Annotated in this window: 16 protein-coding genes; 6 read left to right on the top strand and 10 right to left on the bottom strand. The window is 71.9% G+C overall.

Going from position 1 to position 16,225, the window contains the following annotated elements:
• Positions 1 to 33 precede the first annotated feature (33 nt).
• The 6 genes from PV963_RS10575 to PV963_RS10550 form a co-directional block, all read right to left on the bottom strand.
• A complete protein-coding gene (locus PV963_RS10575; RefSeq protein ID WP_274815388.1) occupies positions 34 to 1,491 on the bottom strand; it encodes a peptidoglycan D,D-transpeptidase FtsI family protein in 1,458 nt (485 codons plus the stop codon).
• Positions 1,492 to 1,555: 64 nt separating this feature from the next.
• Positions 1,556 to 2,218 (bottom strand): response regulator transcription factor, encoded by a 663-nt coding sequence (locus PV963_RS10570; protein WP_274815387.1) that lies wholly within the window; start codon positions 2,216 to 2,218, stop codon positions 1,556 to 1,558.
• Positions 2,215 to 3,504 (bottom strand): sensor histidine kinase, encoded by a 1,290-nt coding sequence (locus PV963_RS10565; protein WP_274815386.1) that lies wholly within the window; start codon positions 3,502 to 3,504, stop codon positions 2,215 to 2,217. Before PV963_RS10565 ends, PV963_RS10570 begins: the two co-directional genes overlap by 4 nt.
• Complete coding sequence (locus PV963_RS10560; RefSeq protein WP_274815385.1) at positions 3,501 to 4,505, bottom strand: hypothetical protein; 1,005 nt, start codon at positions 4,503 to 4,505, stop codon at positions 3,501 to 3,503. Before PV963_RS10560 ends, PV963_RS10565 begins: the two co-directional genes overlap by 4 nt.
• Before the next feature lie 99 nt (positions 4,506 to 4,604).
• Entirely contained in the window at positions 4,605 to 5,075 is a 471-nt protein-coding gene (locus PV963_RS10555) for a GNAT family N-acetyltransferase (RefSeq protein WP_274815384.1), read from the bottom strand.
• A gap of 3 nt (positions 5,076 to 5,078) precedes the next feature.
• Entirely contained in the window at positions 5,079 to 5,852 is a 774-nt protein-coding gene (locus tag PV963_RS10550) for an IclR family transcriptional regulator (RefSeq protein ID WP_010037854.1), read from the bottom strand.
• A 132-nt stretch (positions 5,853 to 5,984) separates the two neighbouring features.
• Here PV963_RS10550 and PV963_RS10545 point away from each other — a divergent pair, with 132 nt between their 5' ends.
• Positions 5,985 to 7,514 carry an aldehyde dehydrogenase (NADP(+)) gene (locus tag PV963_RS10545; protein WP_274815383.1) on the top strand — a complete coding sequence of 510 codons (1,530 nt, stop codon included), beginning with the start codon at positions 5,985 to 5,987 and terminating at the stop codon, positions 7,512 to 7,514.
• 107 nt (positions 7,515 to 7,621) lie between these two features.
• Positions 7,622 to 8,230, top strand: a complete 609-nt coding sequence (locus PV963_RS10540) for a DUF1349 domain-containing protein (RefSeq protein WP_274815382.1) — start codon at positions 7,622 to 7,624, stop codon at positions 8,228 to 8,230.
• A gap of 52 nt (positions 8,231 to 8,282) precedes the next feature.
• On the opposite strand, the gene PV963_RS10535 is transcribed toward PV963_RS10540, so the two are convergent.
• Positions 8,283 to 9,635, bottom strand: a complete 1,353-nt coding sequence (locus tag PV963_RS10535) for an MFS transporter (RefSeq protein WP_274821992.1) — start codon at positions 9,633 to 9,635, stop codon at positions 8,283 to 8,285.
• A gap of 100 nt (positions 9,636 to 9,735) precedes the next feature.
• Between PV963_RS10535 and PV963_RS10530 the strand changes: the two genes are divergently transcribed.
• From PV963_RS10530 to PV963_RS10515, 4 genes are all read left to right on the top strand, one after another.
• Positions 9,736 to 10,725 (top strand): GlxA family transcriptional regulator, encoded by a 990-nt coding sequence (locus PV963_RS10530; RefSeq protein WP_274815381.1) that lies wholly within the window; start codon positions 9,736 to 9,738, stop codon positions 10,723 to 10,725.
• Positions 10,725 to 11,228 carry an N-acetyltransferase family protein gene (locus PV963_RS10525; protein WP_425541018.1) on the top strand — a complete coding sequence of 168 codons (504 nt, stop codon included), beginning with the start codon at positions 10,725 to 10,727 and terminating at the stop codon, positions 11,226 to 11,228. The genes PV963_RS10530 and PV963_RS10525 overlap by 1 nt, the downstream gene beginning before the upstream one ends.
• 74 nt (positions 11,229 to 11,302) lie before the next feature.
• Positions 11,303 to 12,016, top strand: a complete 714-nt coding sequence (locus PV963_RS10520) for a DsbA family oxidoreductase (RefSeq protein ID WP_274815379.1) — start codon at positions 11,303 to 11,305, stop codon at positions 12,014 to 12,016.
• Between the two features lie 96 nt (positions 12,017 to 12,112).
• Positions 12,113 to 13,165 carry an aminotransferase class V-fold PLP-dependent enzyme gene (locus tag PV963_RS10515; RefSeq protein WP_274815378.1) on the top strand — a complete coding sequence of 351 codons (1,053 nt, stop codon included), beginning with the start codon at positions 12,113 to 12,115 and terminating at the stop codon, positions 13,163 to 13,165.
• A gap of 405 nt (positions 13,166 to 13,570) precedes the next feature.
• Here PV963_RS10515 and thpD read toward each other — a convergent pair whose 3' ends face one another.
• The 3 genes from thpD to ectB are packed head-to-tail and all read right to left on the bottom strand — an operon-like array spanning position 13,571 to position 16,199.
• Positions 13,571 to 14,470, bottom strand: coding sequence for an ectoine hydroxylase (thpD, locus tag PV963_RS10510; protein ID WP_274821991.1), 900 nt, complete (start codon positions 14,468 to 14,470; stop codon positions 13,571 to 13,573).
• Between the two features lie 16 nt (positions 14,471 to 14,486).
• Positions 14,487 to 14,885, bottom strand: a complete 399-nt coding sequence (locus PV963_RS10505; protein WP_030251860.1) for an ectoine synthase — start codon at positions 14,883 to 14,885, stop codon at positions 14,487 to 14,489.
• Between the two features lie 42 nt (positions 14,886 to 14,927).
• Positions 14,928 to 16,199, bottom strand: a complete 1,272-nt coding sequence (ectB, locus tag PV963_RS10500) for a diaminobutyrate--2-oxoglutarate transaminase (protein ID WP_274815377.1) — start codon at positions 16,197 to 16,199, stop codon at positions 14,928 to 14,930.
• Positions 16,200 to 16,225: the final 26 nt, after the last annotated feature.

Below are 16,225 nucleotides of genomic sequence, written 5' to 3'. Positions count from 1 at the left end.
TGTCTGTAGAGACGGCTTTCGTGCGGCGGAGGTTCAGTCCTTCAGCGCCGCTTCCATCATCGCCTTGGCGACCGGCGCCGCCAGGCCGTTGCCGCTGACCTCCGAGCGGGCCGCGTTCGACTGCTCGACGACGACCGCCACGGCGACCTCCTTGCCCGAGGAGTCGGACTTCCCGTACGAGGTGAACCAGGCGTACGGCACCTGGCTGTTGTTCTCGCCGTGCTGCGCCGTACCCGTCTTGCCGCCCACGGTCGCGCCCGGGACCTGGGCGTTCGTGCCCGTGCCCTGGTCCACGACCGTCTGCATCGCCGACTGCAACTGCTCGGCGGTCGATGAGCTGACGATCTCCTTCGAGCCCGCCTCGTCGTCGTAGTCCTGCAACACATCACCACCGCTGTTGGTGATCTGCGAAACCATATGCGGCGAAACCAGCTTGCCGCCGTTGGCTATGGCCGCCGACACCATGGCCATCTGGAGCGGCGTCGCGGTGACGTCGAACTGGCCGATGCCCGTCAGGGCCGTCTGCGACGGGTACATGTCCGAGGGGTACACGCTCGTGTAGGCCCGCACCGGCACGTCCAGCTTGTCGTCGTTGAAGCCGAACTTCTCGGCCATCGCCTTCACCTTGTCCTGGCCCAGCTGGACGGCCATCTTCGCGAAGACGTTGTTGCACGAGTACTCCAACGCCGTACGGATCGTGGCGTTCGTGCAGGGCGCGTTCGGGTTCTCGTTCGACAGGTCCCGGCTGGTGCCCGGCAGGGTGTACGGGTCGGGGCTGGCGGTCTTCTCGTCCACCGACGAGTACAGCCCGTCCTCCAGTGCGGCGGCCGCCACGACCAGTTTGAACGTCGAACCCGGCGGCAGCGGCTGCCGAAGCGCGCGGTTGACCAGCGGCTTCTCCGGGTCCGCCGTGAGCTTTTTCCAGGCCGCCCCCGCCGTGTTGGCGTCGGTCAGCGACGAGGGGTCGTACGACGGCGTCGACACGACCGCCAGGATCTTCCCGGTCTTCGGGTCGATGGCGACGGCCCCGCCCTTCTTGTCGCCGAGCGCGTCCAGCGCCGCCTTCTGCACGTCCGGGTCGATCGTCGTGACCACGTTGCCCGGGTCGGCCCGCTGGTTGGTGATGGTGTCCATCACGGACTTCAGCCGGCTGTCCGTGCCGTTGAGCAGGTCGGCGTAGATTCCCTCCAGCTGGGTCGGCGCGTACGCCTGCGACGCGTAGCCCGTCACCGCCGCGTACAGCTCGCCGTCCGTGTACGTGCGCTTGTACTTGAGGTCGCCAGTCTTCGTCGGGGCCGAGCCGGTGACCGACCGGCCGCCCACGATGATGTTCCCGAGCGGCGCCGAGTACGTCTCGATGGCGTTCCGCCGGTTGTCCTTGTCGTCTGCGAGCGCCTGGCCCTCGTAGAACTGCACCCAGGTCGCCCTGACCAGCAGAGCGAACACCAGCAGCAGCGCGAAGACCGATGCGCGCCTGATCGTCTTGTTCATCCCGAACTGAGGACGAGCGAGGCCGGGCGGATCGTTCCCGCCCGGCCTAGCTCGTCCGGTTTTCTCATCCGGCGTTCAGAAAGCCCGCCTCGTACGCCGCGATGACCGCCTGCGTACGGTCCCGGGTGCCCGTCTTGGCCAGCACCGCCGCCACGTGCGACTTCACCGTGGCGGGGCCGACCTCCATCCGGCGGGCGATCTCCGCGTTGGTCAGCCCCTCCGCCATGTGCCGCAGCACCTCCCGCTCGCGTCCCGTGAGCTTCGCCACCCACGCGGGCGGCGCCGGGTGCGCGCGTGCGTGCTCGGTCGCGAGGGTGCGGACGGCCGCCGGGAACAGCAGACTGTCGCTGCGCGCCACCAGCCGGACCGCCTGCACGAGCGCGTCGGCGTCCGCCCGCTTCAGCAGGAACCCGGCGGCTCCGGCGCGCAGCGCGTCGTACACGTAGGAGTCGTTCTCGAAGGTCGTCACGACGACGATCCTGGGCGGCTCGTCCAGGGTGGCGAGGATCTGCTCGGTGGCGCGGATGCCGTCGATCTCCGGCATGCGGACGTCCATGAGGACGACGTCCGGCCGCAGGTCCCGGACGACCGACACGGCCTCGGCGCCGGTGGCCGCCTCGCCCACCACCTCCAGGTCCGGCTCGGCGGAGAGGATGGCCCGCAGTGCGGTGCGGACCATGCGCTCGTCGTCGGCGAGGACGACACGGATCGGTGTCGGGCGGGTCATGCGGGTCCTTTCGTCGGCAGACATACGTGCAGCCGCCAGGTCTCCCCGGCCGGTCCGGACGATCCGGCGGCCGGGCCGGCCGTCATGGTCCCGCCCAGCAGCCTGACCCGGTCCGCGATACCGCGCAGCCCGTGGCCGCCGCCGGGGCGGGAGGGCGTGGGGCCGGTGACCGTCGCGGGGCCGGTGACCGGGTTCTCCACGGTGATCTCCAGATCCCCGTCCGCCACCGCGATCCGCACGTCCACGGCGACCCGGTCGCCCGCGTGCCTGAGGGCGTTGCTCAGCCCCTCCTGCACGATCCGGTAGCCCTCGCGCGACAGCAGCGGGGGCAGGGACTCCGGGTCGGCGTCGACCGTGGCGGACACGCGGGCTCCGCCCGCCCGGGTCCGGGACAGCAGACCGTCGAGGTCGGCCGCGAGGGTCGGCGCCGGGGCCGTGCCGGGGGCGTCGCCCTCGCGCAACACGCCCAGCACGGCGTCGAGTTCGCCGACGGTGCGCCGGGTCGTGTCCTCGATCGCGGCGAGGGCCTCGCGGACGAACTCCGGGTCGGAGTCGAGGACCCGCCGCGCAGCGCTCGCCTGGAGGGTGACGGCGCTCAGCGCATGCCCGACCGAGTCGTGCAGCTCCCGCGCCAGCCGGTTGCGTACGGCCAGGTCGGCGGCGCGTGCCTCGGCGGCCGCGAGCCGGCCCTCGGGAGACGGGCCGAGCAGCGCGGGCGCCCAGCGGGCCAGCAGCGCACCGCTGCCGGCCGCGCAGCCGGCGAGGGCGACGAGCATCGCCGCGCCCGCGACCGGCGCGAGCGCGAGCGCCCAGAGGTGGTCGAAGACGTGGGGCAGCCCGAGCCCGGTGCCGCCCAGTCCCGCCGAGACCGGCAGCAGGATCAGTACGGTGGCGAACGGCGGCACGGCCAGCGACATCCCGGCGATGATCCCGCCGATCCCGAGATGCAGCGTGAACCAGCCCGCCGTACGGCCCTTCTCGCCCCGGGTCCGGGCCGGTCCGAAGGCGAGCCGGTCCGCGTCGACACCGCACAGCCAGCGCACGGCGGCGGCCTCCAGCGGCCGGGTCAGCGGGAACACGGACGTGACGGCGGCGAGCGGCAGTCCCACTCCGAAGGAGGCGAGCTGCAGGGGAAGGGACCCGAAGACGTCCGTGCCGCCGGTGGCCGGACCGATGATCACCGAGCCGACCAGGACGTACGGCATGGCGAGCGCGCCGCCGAGGATCAGATGCACCCAGCGCAGCCGGGCCCGCCGGCCGAACAGGGACCGGGCGGCCCGTCTCACCCCCCCCGTGCGGCCCTGGCCGAGCGCTCCGCGAAGTAGTAGACGCCGACGGCGGCGACGAGGAAGCCGACGAGCATCTGCCCAGCGTAGGCGAGGCTCATCAGCGGTGTCGGACGGTCGGCGATGTCCTGCACGCCGCCGAGGGAGGCGAGCGACAGCCAGCCGCCCCAGCAGGCGACGGCACCCGAGCCGACCCAGGCCAGGCCGAGCGGCACCGCCACGGGCAGCGCCCGGCCGCGCCGGAAGGCCAGCAGGAAGCCGCCGGCGACGGCCGCGACGAGGAACAGCGCGTACACCGCTTCCAGGACGTAGATGTCACCGCCCCGGTCCGCCGCCCGGCCCTCGCTGAGCCCGGCGGTGCCGCCGCAGGCCCAGAGGACGTGGAGGGTGAGCGGCAGCAGGGCGAGCACGGCGGCCGCCACGGCGAGAGCCCGGTGCGCCGGCCCCACGACACCCGTGGGCAGCTCCCACACCCGCCCACGCCACAGGTGCCCCCAGCGGTCGCGGGCGTAGAGCACGAACAGGGCGCCCAGGGCGGCCCCTTGGAGGATGAACCCGGTGTACACCACGGTGAACACCCACTCGTGGAGGAAGGGCTCACGGTCCTGGTCCGGCGCGGAACCGCCTCCGAACGCCTTCAAGACCAGCTGCGCCGGGAACCCGGCCATGATCGGCGCGAGCAGCCCGGTGGCGACCCACACGGGGAACGCCAGCAGCCACGCGGGCACCCGCAGCCCCCACGGCCGGGTCAGTACCAGCGCCAGCACGATCACCGCGCTGTCCAGCAGCACGGAGAGACCGTTGATCACGGCCATGCCCACCCGGTCGTCGAGCAGTCCGCTCCCCTCGGGGATGCCGACGTGGCTCCCGGCGATCCAGGCGGCCTTGAGCCCGAGGTACGGCACGCACGAGAGGACGGCGACGGCGCGCAGGACGCGCCGGGGGCGGCTGAGAGGGACGGCGGGGCGGGGAGCGGTGAGGGGAGCGATCGACTGCGTCATGCGATCAGGCTCCCGCGGGGGAGACCGGGCGCACCTCCTGCGCGACGACGATCCGCCTCCGCCGGACGGGGGGGAGGGGGGGAGGCGGGGGGCTGTCGCTCAGCCCTCCAGGATCAGAACGGTCTCCTCGATCTCCGCGCCCCGCGCGTTGGCGTACCCGCTGGCCGTCGCGACGGCACGGAACCCGCACTTGTCCAGTACGCGCAGTGAGCCCGCGTTGTCCGACGCCGCCCGGGCGTACAGGGGCCGCTCGGGCACCTCCGTCAGCAGCGCCCGCAGGGCCGCCGTGGCGATGCCCTTCCCCCAGTACGCGCGGTCGACCCAGTACGTCACCTCGCGTTCGCCCGGCACCCCGTACACCGCCGCGCTGCCGACCACGTCACCGTCGGCCAGCACCGTGCGGACCACGTCGGCGGAGGACCGGATCCGGGCCCAGTGGGCGTCGAAGGCGTCCCGGTCGGCCGGGTCCTTGGGGGCGAAGGCCGCCATGTGGAGAGCCTCGGGGTCGTTCATCTGCCGGAAGAAGACCGGCAGATCGCTGTCGTGGACCTGGCGCAGCTCGACGTTCATGCCTCAGAGCCTACGGGTGGCCAGTGTCAGCCGGTCCCGCGCGTCGAACAGCGCGTCCTTCACGAGCTGTTCGTGCGCCGGGGTCAGCCGGGCCACCGGCACCGAGCAGCTGATGGCGTCCCGCGCCGGCGTGCGGTACGGAATGGCCACGCCGAAGCAGCGCAGCCCCAGCGTGTTCTCCTCGCGGTCCACGGCGAAGCCCTGCTCCCGGACCTGGTGCAGCTCCTCGATGAGCTTCTCGCGGTCGGTGATCGTGTTCTCGGTCAGCGCGGGCAGCGTCTCCGGGAGCATCTTGCGGACCTGCTCGTCCGAGTAGGTGCTCAGCAGCGCCTTGCCGAGGGACGTGGAGTGCGCGGGCAGGCGGCGGCCGACCCGGGTGAAGGGACGCAGGTAGTGCTGCGACTGGCGGGTGGCGAGGTAGACGACGTTCGTGCCGTCGAGGCGGGCGAGGTGGATCGTCTCGGTCGTGTCGTCCGAGAGCCGGTCAAGGGTGGGCCGGGCCGCCGCCACGACCTCGTCGCCGTCGATGTAGGAGGTGCCGACCAGCAGGGCCCGCACGCCGATGCCGTACCGCGTGCCCGTCGCGTCCGTCTCCACCCAGCCCAGCTCGACGAGCGTGCGGAGCAGCATGTAGAGACTGGACTTGGGGTAGCCGACGGCCTCCTGGACCGCCGCGAGGGAGTGCATACCGGGACGCCCGGCGAAGTATTCGAGCAGTTCAACCGTTCTTACCGCGGACTTGACCTGCGCCCCGCCGCCCGTCTCGCCAGCCGACATCGCCCTTGACCCCTTCGTTCGACGGGAAATAGTCTCCACAGCATATTCATCATCAGAGACAGCGTTCAGTATATCGAACGCCCCTGGTGGATGACCCAGTACTGCGGCATTACATGTGTGGAGGGACCCGCGGTGGCAGCAGCACCAGTCTGGAGTGTCGACCCCCGAACCGGGAAGCAGCGTGAACAGGTTGCGGTGGAGGCCACAGCCCAGGAGGTGGACGCCGCCGTCCGCGCCGCGCACGAGGCGCGCGGCTCACTGACGGACCGCGCGGTCCGCGCGGCCTTCCTGCGCAGCGCCGCCGAGGAGCTTCAGGCGGCCAAGGACGGTCTCGTCGAGACCGCCGACGCCGAGACCGCGCTCGGTCCGGTCCGGCTGACCGGCGAGCTCGCCCGCACCTGCTACCAGCTGCGGGCCTTCGCCGACATCGTCGACGAGGGCGCCTTCCTCGACGTCGTCATCAACCACCCCGATGACACCGCGACGCCGCCGATCCCGGACCTGCGCCGTTACAAGGTGCCGCTGGGCGTCGTCGCCGTCTACTCGGCGTCGAACTTCCCGTTCGCCTTCTCGGTCGCCGGCGGCGACACCGCGAGCGCCCTCGCGGCCGGCTGCCCGGTCGTGGTCAAGGCGCACCCGGACCACCCGGCCCTTTCCGAGTACGTCGCCAAGGTGCTGCGCCGCGCCGCCGCCCGGCACGACATCCCCGAGGGCGTCCTCGGGCTGGTGCACGGCTTCGAGGCGGGCATCGAGCTGATCAAGCACCCGCTGGTCTCGGCGGCCGGCTTCACCGGGTCGGTGCGCGGTGGCCGGGCCCTGTTCGACGCGGCGGCCGCCCGCCCCGTCCCGATCCCCTTCCACGGCGAGCTGGGCTCGCTGAACCCGGTCGTCGTCACCGAGGCCGCGGCCACCGAGCGGGCCGAGACGATCGGCGCGGGCCTCGCCGGTTCGATGACGATGGGCGTCGGCCAGTTCTGTGTGAAGCCGGGCCTCGTCCTCGCGCCGACCGGCGCCGCCGGTGACGCGCTGCTGAAGTCGCTGACCGACGCCGTCAGCGACACCGACGCCGGGGTCCTGCTCGACCACCGCATGCGCGACAACTTCGTCGCCGGCGTCGCCGAGCGCGCCCAGCTGCCCGACGTCGACTCCCCGGTCACGCCCGGCGCGGGCGGCGAGCACACCGTCAGCGCGGGCTTCCTCACGGTTCCGGCGAGCAGGCTGGCCCAGGAGGGCGAGCACGACCTGCTCCTGGAGGAGTGCTTCGGGCCGGTCACCGTGGTGGCCCGCTACGAGGACGAGGCCGAGGTGAAGGCCGTGCTGTCGCGGCTGCCGGGCAACCTCACGGCGACGGTGCAACTGTCCGAGGAGGAGGCCGCGGGCCAGGGTCAGGGCGCGGAGCTTCTGCAGGAGCTGACGCCGCTGGCCGGGCGTGTGCTGGTGAACGGCTGGCCTACGGGTGTCGCCGTCGCGCCGGCTCAGCATCACGGCGGGCCGTACCCGGCCACGACGTCCACGTCCACGTCGGTGGGCGGGACGGCGATCGAGCGGTGGCTGCGGCCGGTCGTCTACCAGAACGCTCCCGAGGCGCTGCTTCCCGCTGAGCTGCGGGACGAGAACCCGTTGGGGCTGCCTCGGCGGTTCAACGGGCGACTTGAGCGTTGATCGCGTAACGCCGTAGGGGTGCGGGTGATCTGCGGGCTGCCGGTTCGTCGTGGTTGATCGCGCAGTTCCCCGCGCCCCTGGAAGTCGGACCTGAAAGACTTGGTCGAATGGATCTCGAACTTCCCGAACTTCCTTTCCCCCTGCGCTCTTACGGGCCAGAGGCCCACTGGTCCTACGAGGACGGGGTGCTCACCGGGTGGGCCGGGGCGCGGCAGGACCGGTTCGTGCCGCCCACCGGGGAGGCGCTGGACCCCGCCTCCGACGCGCCGCGGCTGCTCGGGGCGCCCGAAGGGGACTTCCAGCTGATCGCCCGGGTCACGGTCGGGTTCGGCGCGGCCTTCGACGCCGGGGTGCTCTACGTCCATGTCGGCGAGCGTGCCTGGGCCAAGCTCTGTCTGGAGTACTCCCCGGACGTGCCCACCGTCTGCACGGTGGTCACCCGGGGGCACTCCGACGACGCCAACTCCTTCACCGTCGACGGCAGTTCCGTCTGGCTCCGGGTGAGCCGCACCGGCCGCGCCTTCGCCTTCCACGCCTCCCGCGACGGCGAACGCTGGACCTTCGTCCGCCTCTTCACCCTGGGCGACGAGAAGGAGACGGGCGCGGCCCTGATCGGCTTCATGACGCAGTCGCCGATGGGGGAGGGCTGCGTGGTGACGTACGACCACATCGAGTTCAGGCCGCACTGGCCTGACGACCTGCGCGACGGCAGCTGAACCAAGCAGCCTCTCGGGCCGGACGGGCGTCCGGGGGCGCAGCCCCCGGCACTCACCGCAACCGAACAGTCGCCGCAGCCGTCACGGCGAGCACCCCGGCGCTGATCCCCAGCCCCATCCGCATCCCTTCGGTGAAACCGTCGGAGACCAGCGCACCGAAGACGGCGATCGCCAGCCCTCCGGCCACCTGCCGGGCCGAGTTCAGCACCCCGGCCGCGAGGCCCGCCCGCTCGGCCGGTACCGCCTCCATCATCGCGGCGGTCAGCGGCGGCACCGTCAGGGCGCAGCCCAGTGCCATCGGCACCAGCAGCACGGCCGCCACAGCCGGGGACGTGCTCTCGTCGACGCACAGCAGGAGCAGCGCCCCGGCCGCCGCCAGGCTCTGGCCGGTGAGCATCGGCAGCCGTGCTCCGTAGCGGCCGGCGAGCCTGCCCGCGACGACGTTGGTCACCGCGATCAGCCCCGTCATCGGCAGGAACAGCAGCCCGGCCTGGAGCGCCGAACGCCCCTGTACCTGCTGGAAGAACAGGGAGAAGACGAAGACCACCCCGTAGAAGGCCACGCTGACGGCGGCCCCCGCCGCCACCGCCACGGACACGTTCCGGCTGCGGAACAGGCCGGGCGGCACGACCGGGTGGGCCTGACGCGCCTCCACGCGGACGAAGGTCACCACGGCCGCCACGGCCACCGCGAGGGCCACGAGCCCGGTCGTGCCGCGCTCGATCACCGCGAACGTCAGGGCCGTGAGCGCGACGACCGCCGCCGTCTGGCCCGGCAGGTCCAGGGGCGCCGGGCGGCGCCGGGAGCGCGGTGCCCGCACCAGCAGCGCGAGCGCCACCGCGCCGACCGGCACGTTGACGAAGAAGACGCCCCGCCAGTCCCAGGCCGTCGTCAGGGCGCCGCCGGCCACCGGCCCGAGCGCCACCGCGACCGAACCGCCCGCCGCCCACGCGGCCACCGCCCTGGCCCGGCGCGCGGGGTCCCCGTAGGCCTGCCGCACCAGGGCGAGGGAGGCCGGCAGCACCACGGCCGCCGCCATGCCCTGCACCACGCGGGCCCCGATCAGCGCCGGCAGGGTCGGGGCCAGCCCGCACGCCACCGAGGCGAGCGTGAACACCGTGATGCCGAGGGCGTACGCCCTGCTCGCACCGGCCCGGTCCGCGAAGGCGCCCGTGGACAGCATCAGCGCCGCGAAGGGCAGGGTGTAGGCGTCGACCACCCACTGGAGGCCGGACATCCCGCCGCCGAGCGCGTCGCCGACGGCGGGCAGGGCCACGTTCACGACGGACGTGTCCAGGGTGATCAGCGCGAAGCCGAGAAGTGCGGCGGTGAGGGCGAGGACGGGGGACGACTGCCGTGCGGGCGGCAACTCCTCTCGGTCCAGGGGCAATTGGCGGGAGTTCATCCGATGGCTGATCCGATGGTTGGTCGACATGCCTCCATGCTGGGGATCTTCGGCGGCCTACAGTAGTGGCCTGAATGCCACGCCCCCGGAGGTTCTGGCCATGCCGCGCCCGCCCCACCGCGTCGCCGTCGTCGCGCCCTCACCCGTCTCGATGTTCAACCTCGCCATCCCGGACCTGCTCTTCGCGAAGGTCGAGATCGACGGGGGCCCCGGCTACGAGTTGACCGTCTGCACCCCCGATCCCGGCCCGGTCACCACCACCGGCGGCCTGGACCTGCACGTGGGACGCGGCCTGGACGCCGTGCGGTACGCCGACACCGTGCTGGTCGCCGGCACCGGCGAGCGGTACGCGCCCGACCCGCGCACGGTCGCCGCCGTCCGTCAGGCGGCCGGGGCCGGCCGGCGCATCGCCTCCATCTGCAGCGGCGCCTTCGTCCTCGCCGAGGCCGGTCTGCTCCAGGGCCGCAGCGCCACGACGTACTGGCAGCTCGCCGGCGAACTGCGCGAGCGCTACCCCGCGCTCGACCTCAAGGGCGACGTCCTCTACGTGCAGGACGGCCAGATCCTCACCTCCTCCGGGTACGCCGCCGGCATCGACCTGTGCCTGCACATCATCCGCAGCGACTACGGCGCGGCCGTCGCCAACGAGGTCGCCCGCCTCGCCCTGGTCGCCCCCGTACGGCCCGGCGGGCAGACGCAGTTCACGCAGACCCCGCTGCCGCCCGAGCGCGGCACCGCCTGCGCCGACACCCGCGGCTGGGCCATGCGCAACCTCGACAAGCCGCTCACGCTCACCGACCTGGCCCGGCACGCCGGCGTCAGCGTCCGCACCCTCACCCGCCGCTTCCACGCCGAGAGCGGCGTCAGCCCCCTGCAGTGGCTGCTCCACCAGCGCATCGAGCGCGCCAAGGAACTCCTGGAGACCACCGCCCTGCCCATGGACCAGGTGGCCCGGGCCTGCGGCCTGGGTACGGCCGACTCGCTCAGGTCTCATCTCACGCGCCGCACCGGACTCACCCCGAGCGCCTACCGCGCCCAGTTCAGCCGCCTGGGAACCGCGCCCTCGCGGGCCACGTCCTCCGCTGCGTGATCAACGCGAACAGGACCGCCGTACCCCTGGTGATCAGAACCGCCCTGCCCGCCGAGGCGGAGGATATTACTGCGCTGCACCGGCGCGCCCGGGCCACCTACTACCCGGACGGCTTCCCGGACGACGGTGCCGCCTGGCAGACCAGGTGGCGCGAGGCGCTCGCGCGGACCGACGGGCGGGTGCTGTGTGCCGTGGGTGACGGCCGCATGGTCGCGATCGCCTCTTTCCGCAGGCCGGAAGGGGCTCCCGCCGACACCGTCAAGCTGTTCCAGTTCCATGTCGACCCGGACCGCTGGCGCTCCGGCATCGGGACGGCTCTGCACACCGCGTGTGTGGAGGAGTGGCGGGCGGACGGTGTGCGTACGGCCGTGCTGGAGGTGCACGTGGACAACCGGCGGGCCCGGAGCTTCTACGCCCGCCGGGGCTGGGCCGCGGACCCGGAGCATCCGGCCGCCGCGGACGACCACCACCTCAGGTTGCGCTTCGCGGTGCCGGGGGAATGAACCCGACTGCTTGAACGTTCATGCACCCGGCGGAGGGAGTCTCCGTGCCCGTACGACCTGGAGAGAGCCGACACATGCGCGTCGAGATCTGGAGCGACATCGCCTGCCCCTGGTGCTACGTGGGCAAAGCCCGCTTCGAGAAGGCGCTGCGGGGCTTCCCGCACCGCGACCAGGTCGAGGTGGTGCACCGCTCCTTCGAGCTGGACCCGGGCCGTGCCAAGGACGACGTCCAGCCCGTGATCACGATGCTCACCAGGAAGTACGGGATGAGCGAGGCACAGGCCGAGGCCGGTGAGGACAACCTCGGCGCGCAGGCCGCCGCCGAGGGGCTGGACTACCGCACCCGGGGCCGCGACCACGGCAGCACCTTCGACATGCACCGCCTGCTGCACTTCGCCAGGGTGCAGGGGCGTCAGGAGCTGCTGCTCGACCTGCTGTACCGGGCGAACTTCGCCGAGGAGCGCTCCGTTTTCAATGATGACGAGCGGCTGGTGGAGCTCGCCGTGGCCGCCGGGCTGGAGGCGGAGGCCGTCCGCGCGGTGCTCGCCGACCCCGGCGCCTACGCCGACGACGTGCGCGCCGACGAGCGGGAAGCCGCGCAGCTCGGCGCGAGCGGGGTGCCGTTCTTCGTGCTCGACCGCAAGTACGGCGTCTCCGGTGCCCAGCCCGCGGAGGTCTTCGCCCAGGCCCTGACCCAGGCGTACGGCGAGCGCTCGCCCCTGAAGATCGTGGACAGCGGGGACGCGGACGCGTGTGGGCCGGACGGCTGCGCCGTGCCCCAGCGGTGAAAGAAGCAGCTCGGAGCGCATGTATAAGTGCTCCTTAGCGACATCACGCAGAAAACGGCAATGGACGGGAAGATCCAGGGGACGCAGAGTGGTTCCATGGAGACCTTCGAGAACCTCGTCCGTGCCGAGTTCGCCCCGAAGCACACCTACCTCAACACCGCGAGCAACGGGCTCCTGCCCGCCCGTACCGTCAGCGCCGTACAGCAGGCGGTGCGGATGCGCGCGGAGGGCACGCCCCTGGGTCCCCTGTACGAGGACGTCGAGGCCGCCCGCGCGTCCTTCGCCCGGCTGGCCGGCGTGCCGGCCGAGCGGGTCGCCACTGGCGCCTCGGTCGCCGAGTACGGCGGGCTGATCGCCGCCTCGCTGCCCGCGGGCGCCGAAGTCCTCACCGCGGAGGCCGACTTCGCCTCCCTGGTCAACCCCTTCCACGCGCGCGGCGACCTCAAGGTGCGCGCCGTGCCCCTGGAGCGGCTCGCCGAGTCCGTCCGCCCCGGCACCGCACTCGTGGCGGTCAGCTCCGCCCAGTCCGCCGACGGCCGGCTCGCCGACCTGCCGGCCGTGCGCGAGGCGGCCCGGGCGCACGGGGCCCGTACCTACGTCGACGCCTCCCAGTCGGCCGGCTGGCTGCCGATGGAGGCCGACGCGGACGACTTCCTCGCCGCCGTCGGCTTCAAGTGGCTCCTCGGGCCGCACGGGGCCGCGTTCTTCGTCGCCCCGCAGGACTTCGGCGGGCTCACACCGCTGCTCGCCGGCTGGGTCGCGGGTGAGATCCCCTGGGAGAGCTGCTACGGCCCCGTCGAGGAACTCGCCCACTCCGCACGGCGCTTCGACATCAGCCCCGCACTCTTCACCTACGCCGGGCTGCGCGCCTCCCTGGAACTGCTGGAGGAGATCGGCATCGACGTCGTGCACGCCCACGACGTCGCCCTCGCGGACCGCTTCCGCGTCGGGCTCGCCGAGCTGGGCCACGCGCCGGTGCCCGCGCCGGGCTCGGCGATCGTGTCCGTGCCGGGGCTCGGCCACCGGCAGGGCGAACTGAGCCGGGCGGGCATCGAGGTGTCCGACCGGGCGGGGAATCTGCGGGCGGCGTTCCACCTCTACAACACCCCGGCGGACGTCGACCGCCTTCTCGAGGTCCTGGCCGCATGACAGAACCGGGCGGGGCCTCCCGTCCCACACGAGGAGGCCCCACCCGGCAGCTGTGTCATCCGGTCACGTCACCGGCGAGCAGCGGTCACCGCACGGGCGTGAAGTCCCGCGCCCCGATGCTGTGTTCTCCGGGGGCACCCCCCGGACCCCCGGCCGGGGAGTCGGTCACCGCACCGGCGTGAAGTCCCGCGCCCCGATGCTGTGTTCTCCGGGGGCAACCCCCGGACCCCCGGCCGGGGAGTCGGTCACCGCACGGGCGTGAAGTCCCGCGCCCCGATGCTGTGTTCTCCGGGGGCAACCCCCGGACCCCCGGCCGGGGAGTCGGTCACCGCACCGGCGTGAAGTCCCGCGCCCCGATGCTGTGTTCTCCGGGGGCAACCCCCGGACCCCCGGCCGGGGAGTCGGTCACCGCACCGGCGTGAAGTCCCGCGCCCCGATGAACTCCGGCCGCCGCACCGGCGCCGCGAACGGTTCCACCGCCGTGTTCTCCACGCTGTTGAACACGATGAACACGTTGCTGCGCGGGAACGGCGTGATGTTGTCGCCGGAGCCGTGCATGCAGTTGCAGTCGAACCACGTCGCCGAACCGGCCTTGCCCGTGAACAACTTGATGCCGTGCTGCGACGCCAGCTGGGTCAGCGCCTCGTCCGACGGCGTGCCCGCGTCCTGCATCTGCAGCGACTTCTTGTAGTTGTCCTTCGGCGTGGCCCCCGCGCACCCGAGGAATGTCTTGTGCGACCCCGGCATGATCATGAGCCCGCCGTTGGTGTCGTAGTTCTCGGTCAGCGCGATCGAGACCGACACCGTGCGCATCCGCGGCAGACCGTCCTCGGCGTGCCACGTCTCGAAGTCCGAGTGCCAGTAGAAGCCACTGGCCCCGAAGCCCGGCTTGACGTTGATCCGCGACTGGTGGACGTAGACGTCCGAGCCGAGGATCTGCCGCGCCCGGCCGACGACCCGCTCGTCCCGCACCAGCCTGGCGAACACCTCGCTGATCCTGTGCACCTCGAAGACCGAGCGGATCTCGTTGGACTTCGGCTCGACGATCGACCGTTCGTCGGCGCGGATGTCCGGGTCGTTCACCAGACGGTTCAGCTCGTTCCGGTAGACCACGACCTCGTCGTCGGTGATGAGCTGGTCGATGGCGAGGAAGCCGTCACGCTCGAAGGACAGCAGGTCGGACGGCACGATCGGGCCGGGTGCGTCCGGCGCGCCCCAGACGACCGGGTCCTGGCGCGGGGTGAGCACTTCGCTGGCACCGCGACTGGGATAGAGGTCGGGGATACCGGTGGTGGTGTCGGTGATGGCGGTCATGGAAACGTCACACCTCCTCGGTGAGCAGCGGGTAAACGCCGTTCTCGTCGTGGTCCTCCCGTCCGGTCACGGGCGGATTGAAGACGCAGAGGCAGCGGAAGTCCTTCTTGATCCGCAGCGTGTGCTTCTCGTGCCCGTCCAGGAGGTACATGGTCCCGGGCGTGATGGTGTACGACTGCCCGGTCTCGTGGTCGGTGAGCTCGGCCTCGCCCTCCACGCAGACGACGGCCTCGATGTGGTTCGCGTACCACATCGACGTCTCCGTACCCGCGTACAGGATCGTCTCGTGCAGGGAGAAGCCGACCTTCTCCTTGGCGAGGACGATGCGTTTGCTCTCCCACGTGCCGGACGCCGACTTCACGTGCCGGTCGGTACCTTCGATCTCCTTGAACGAACGGACAATCACGGTGCTGCGATGCCTCCTAGATGGGTGGTGCCGGTTGCTTGGTCAGGCGGTCTCGCGGACGGCGCGGGCCAGCGTCGACAGGCCCTCGTCCAGTTCCTCGGGCGTGATGGTCAGGGCGGGGAGCAGTTTCACGACCTCGCTCTCCGGCCCGGACGTCTCGATGAGCAGCCCGAGCTCGAAGGCGCGCTTGGCGATCTTGCCCGCACGGTCCTTGTCGTGGAACTCCATGCCCCACACCAGGCCGCGGCCCCGGTACTCCTTCACGTCGGCCAGGTTCTCCTCGGTGATGGAGATCATGGCCTGCTCGACCTGCTCACCGCGCTTGCGGGTCTGCTTCTCCATCGCGGAGCCGTCGGCCCAGTACGCCTCCAGGGCCGCGGTCGCCGTCACGAAGGCGGGGTTGTTGCCGCGGAAGGTGCCGTTGTGCTCGCCGGGCTCCCAGATGTCGAGCTCGGGCTTGAACAGGCACAGCGACATGGGCAGGCCGTAGCCGCTGATCGACTTCGAGACGGTGACGATGTCCGGCGTGATGCCCGCCTCCTCGAAGGAGAAGAAGGCGCCGGTACGGCCGCAGCCCATCTGGATGTCGTCGACGATCAGCAGCATGTCCTGGCGCTCGCACAGCTCGGACAGGGCGCGCAGCCACTCGGGCCGGGCCACGTTGATGCCGCCCTCGCCCTGCACGGTCTCGACGATCACGGCGGCCGGCTTGTTCAGGCCGGAGCCCTGGTCCTCCAGCAGCCGCTCGAACCACAGGAAGTCCTCGACGGTGCCGTCGAAGTAGTTGTCGAACGGCATCGGGGTGCCGTGCACCAGCGGGATACCGGCGCCGGCCCGCTTGAACGCGTTGCCGGTCACGGCCAGCGAGCCCAGCGACATGCCGTGGAAGGCGTTGGTGAAGGACACGATCGACTCGCGCCCCTTCACCTTCCGCGCCAGCTTCAGCGCGGCCTCCACGGCGTTGGTGCCGGTCGGGCCCGGGAACATGACCTTGTACGGCAGGTCGCGCGGCCGCAGCAGCAGGTTCTGGAAGGCCTCCAGGAACGTGCGCTTGGCGGTGGTCGACATGTCGAGCCCGTGCGTGACGCCGTCCCGCTCCAGGTAGTCGATCAGGGCGCGTTTCATGACGGGGTTGTTGTGCCCGTAGTTCAGTGACCCGGCTCCGGCGAAGAAGTCGAGGTACTCATGGCCGTCCTCGTCGTACATGCGGCTGCCCACCGCACGGTCGAAGACGGTGGGCCAGCCGCGGCAGTAGCTGCGTACCTCGGACTCGACGGTCTCGAAGACGCTCAGGTCGGGCTGGGTGATGGTCACGACGAATCGCTCCTCGGTGCGTGGGG

The sequence above is a fragment of the Streptomyces coeruleorubidus genome, from assembly GCF_028885415.1.
Taxonomy (GTDB): Bacteria; Actinomycetota; Actinomycetes; order Streptomycetales; family Streptomycetaceae; genus Streptomyces; species Streptomyces coeruleorubidus_A.
This window is presented reverse-complemented; position numbering and strand designations above follow the sequence as displayed.

Coding starts and splice junctions, on each gene's coding strand:
- PV963_RS10575 (WP_274815388.1), bottom strand. CDS start 1,491: ATGAACAAGACGATCAGGCGCGCATCGGTCTTCGCGCTGCTGCTGGTG.
- PV963_RS10570 (WP_274815387.1), bottom strand. CDS start 2,218: ATGACCCGCCCGACACCGATCCGTGTCGTCCTCGCCGACGACGAGCGC.
- PV963_RS10560 (WP_274815385.1), bottom strand. CDS start 4,505: ATGACGCAGTCGATCGCTCCCCTCACCGCTCCCCGCCCCGCCGTCCCT.
- PV963_RS10555 (WP_274815384.1), bottom strand. CDS start 5,075: ATGAACGTCGAGCTGCGCCAGGTCCACGACAGCGATCTGCCGGTCTTC.
- PV963_RS10550 (WP_010037854.1), bottom strand. CDS start 5,852: ATGTCGGCTGGCGAGACGGGCGGCGGGGCGCAGGTCAAGTCCGCGGTA.
- PV963_RS10540 (WP_274815382.1), top strand. CDS start 7,622: ATGGATCTCGAACTTCCCGAACTTCCTTTCCCCCTGCGCTCTTACGGG.
- PV963_RS10535 (WP_274821992.1), bottom strand. CDS start 9,635: ATGAACTCCCGCCAATTGCCCCTGGACCGAGAGGAGTTGCCGCCCGCA.
- PV963_RS10530 (WP_274815381.1), top strand. CDS start 9,736: ATGCCGCGCCCGCCCCACCGCGTCGCCGTCGTCGCGCCCTCACCCGTC.
- PV963_RS10520 (WP_274815379.1), top strand. CDS start 11,303: ATGCGCGTCGAGATCTGGAGCGACATCGCCTGCCCCTGGTGCTACGTG.
- PV963_RS10515 (WP_274815378.1), top strand. CDS start 12,113: ATGGAGACCTTCGAGAACCTCGTCCGTGCCGAGTTCGCCCCGAAGCAC.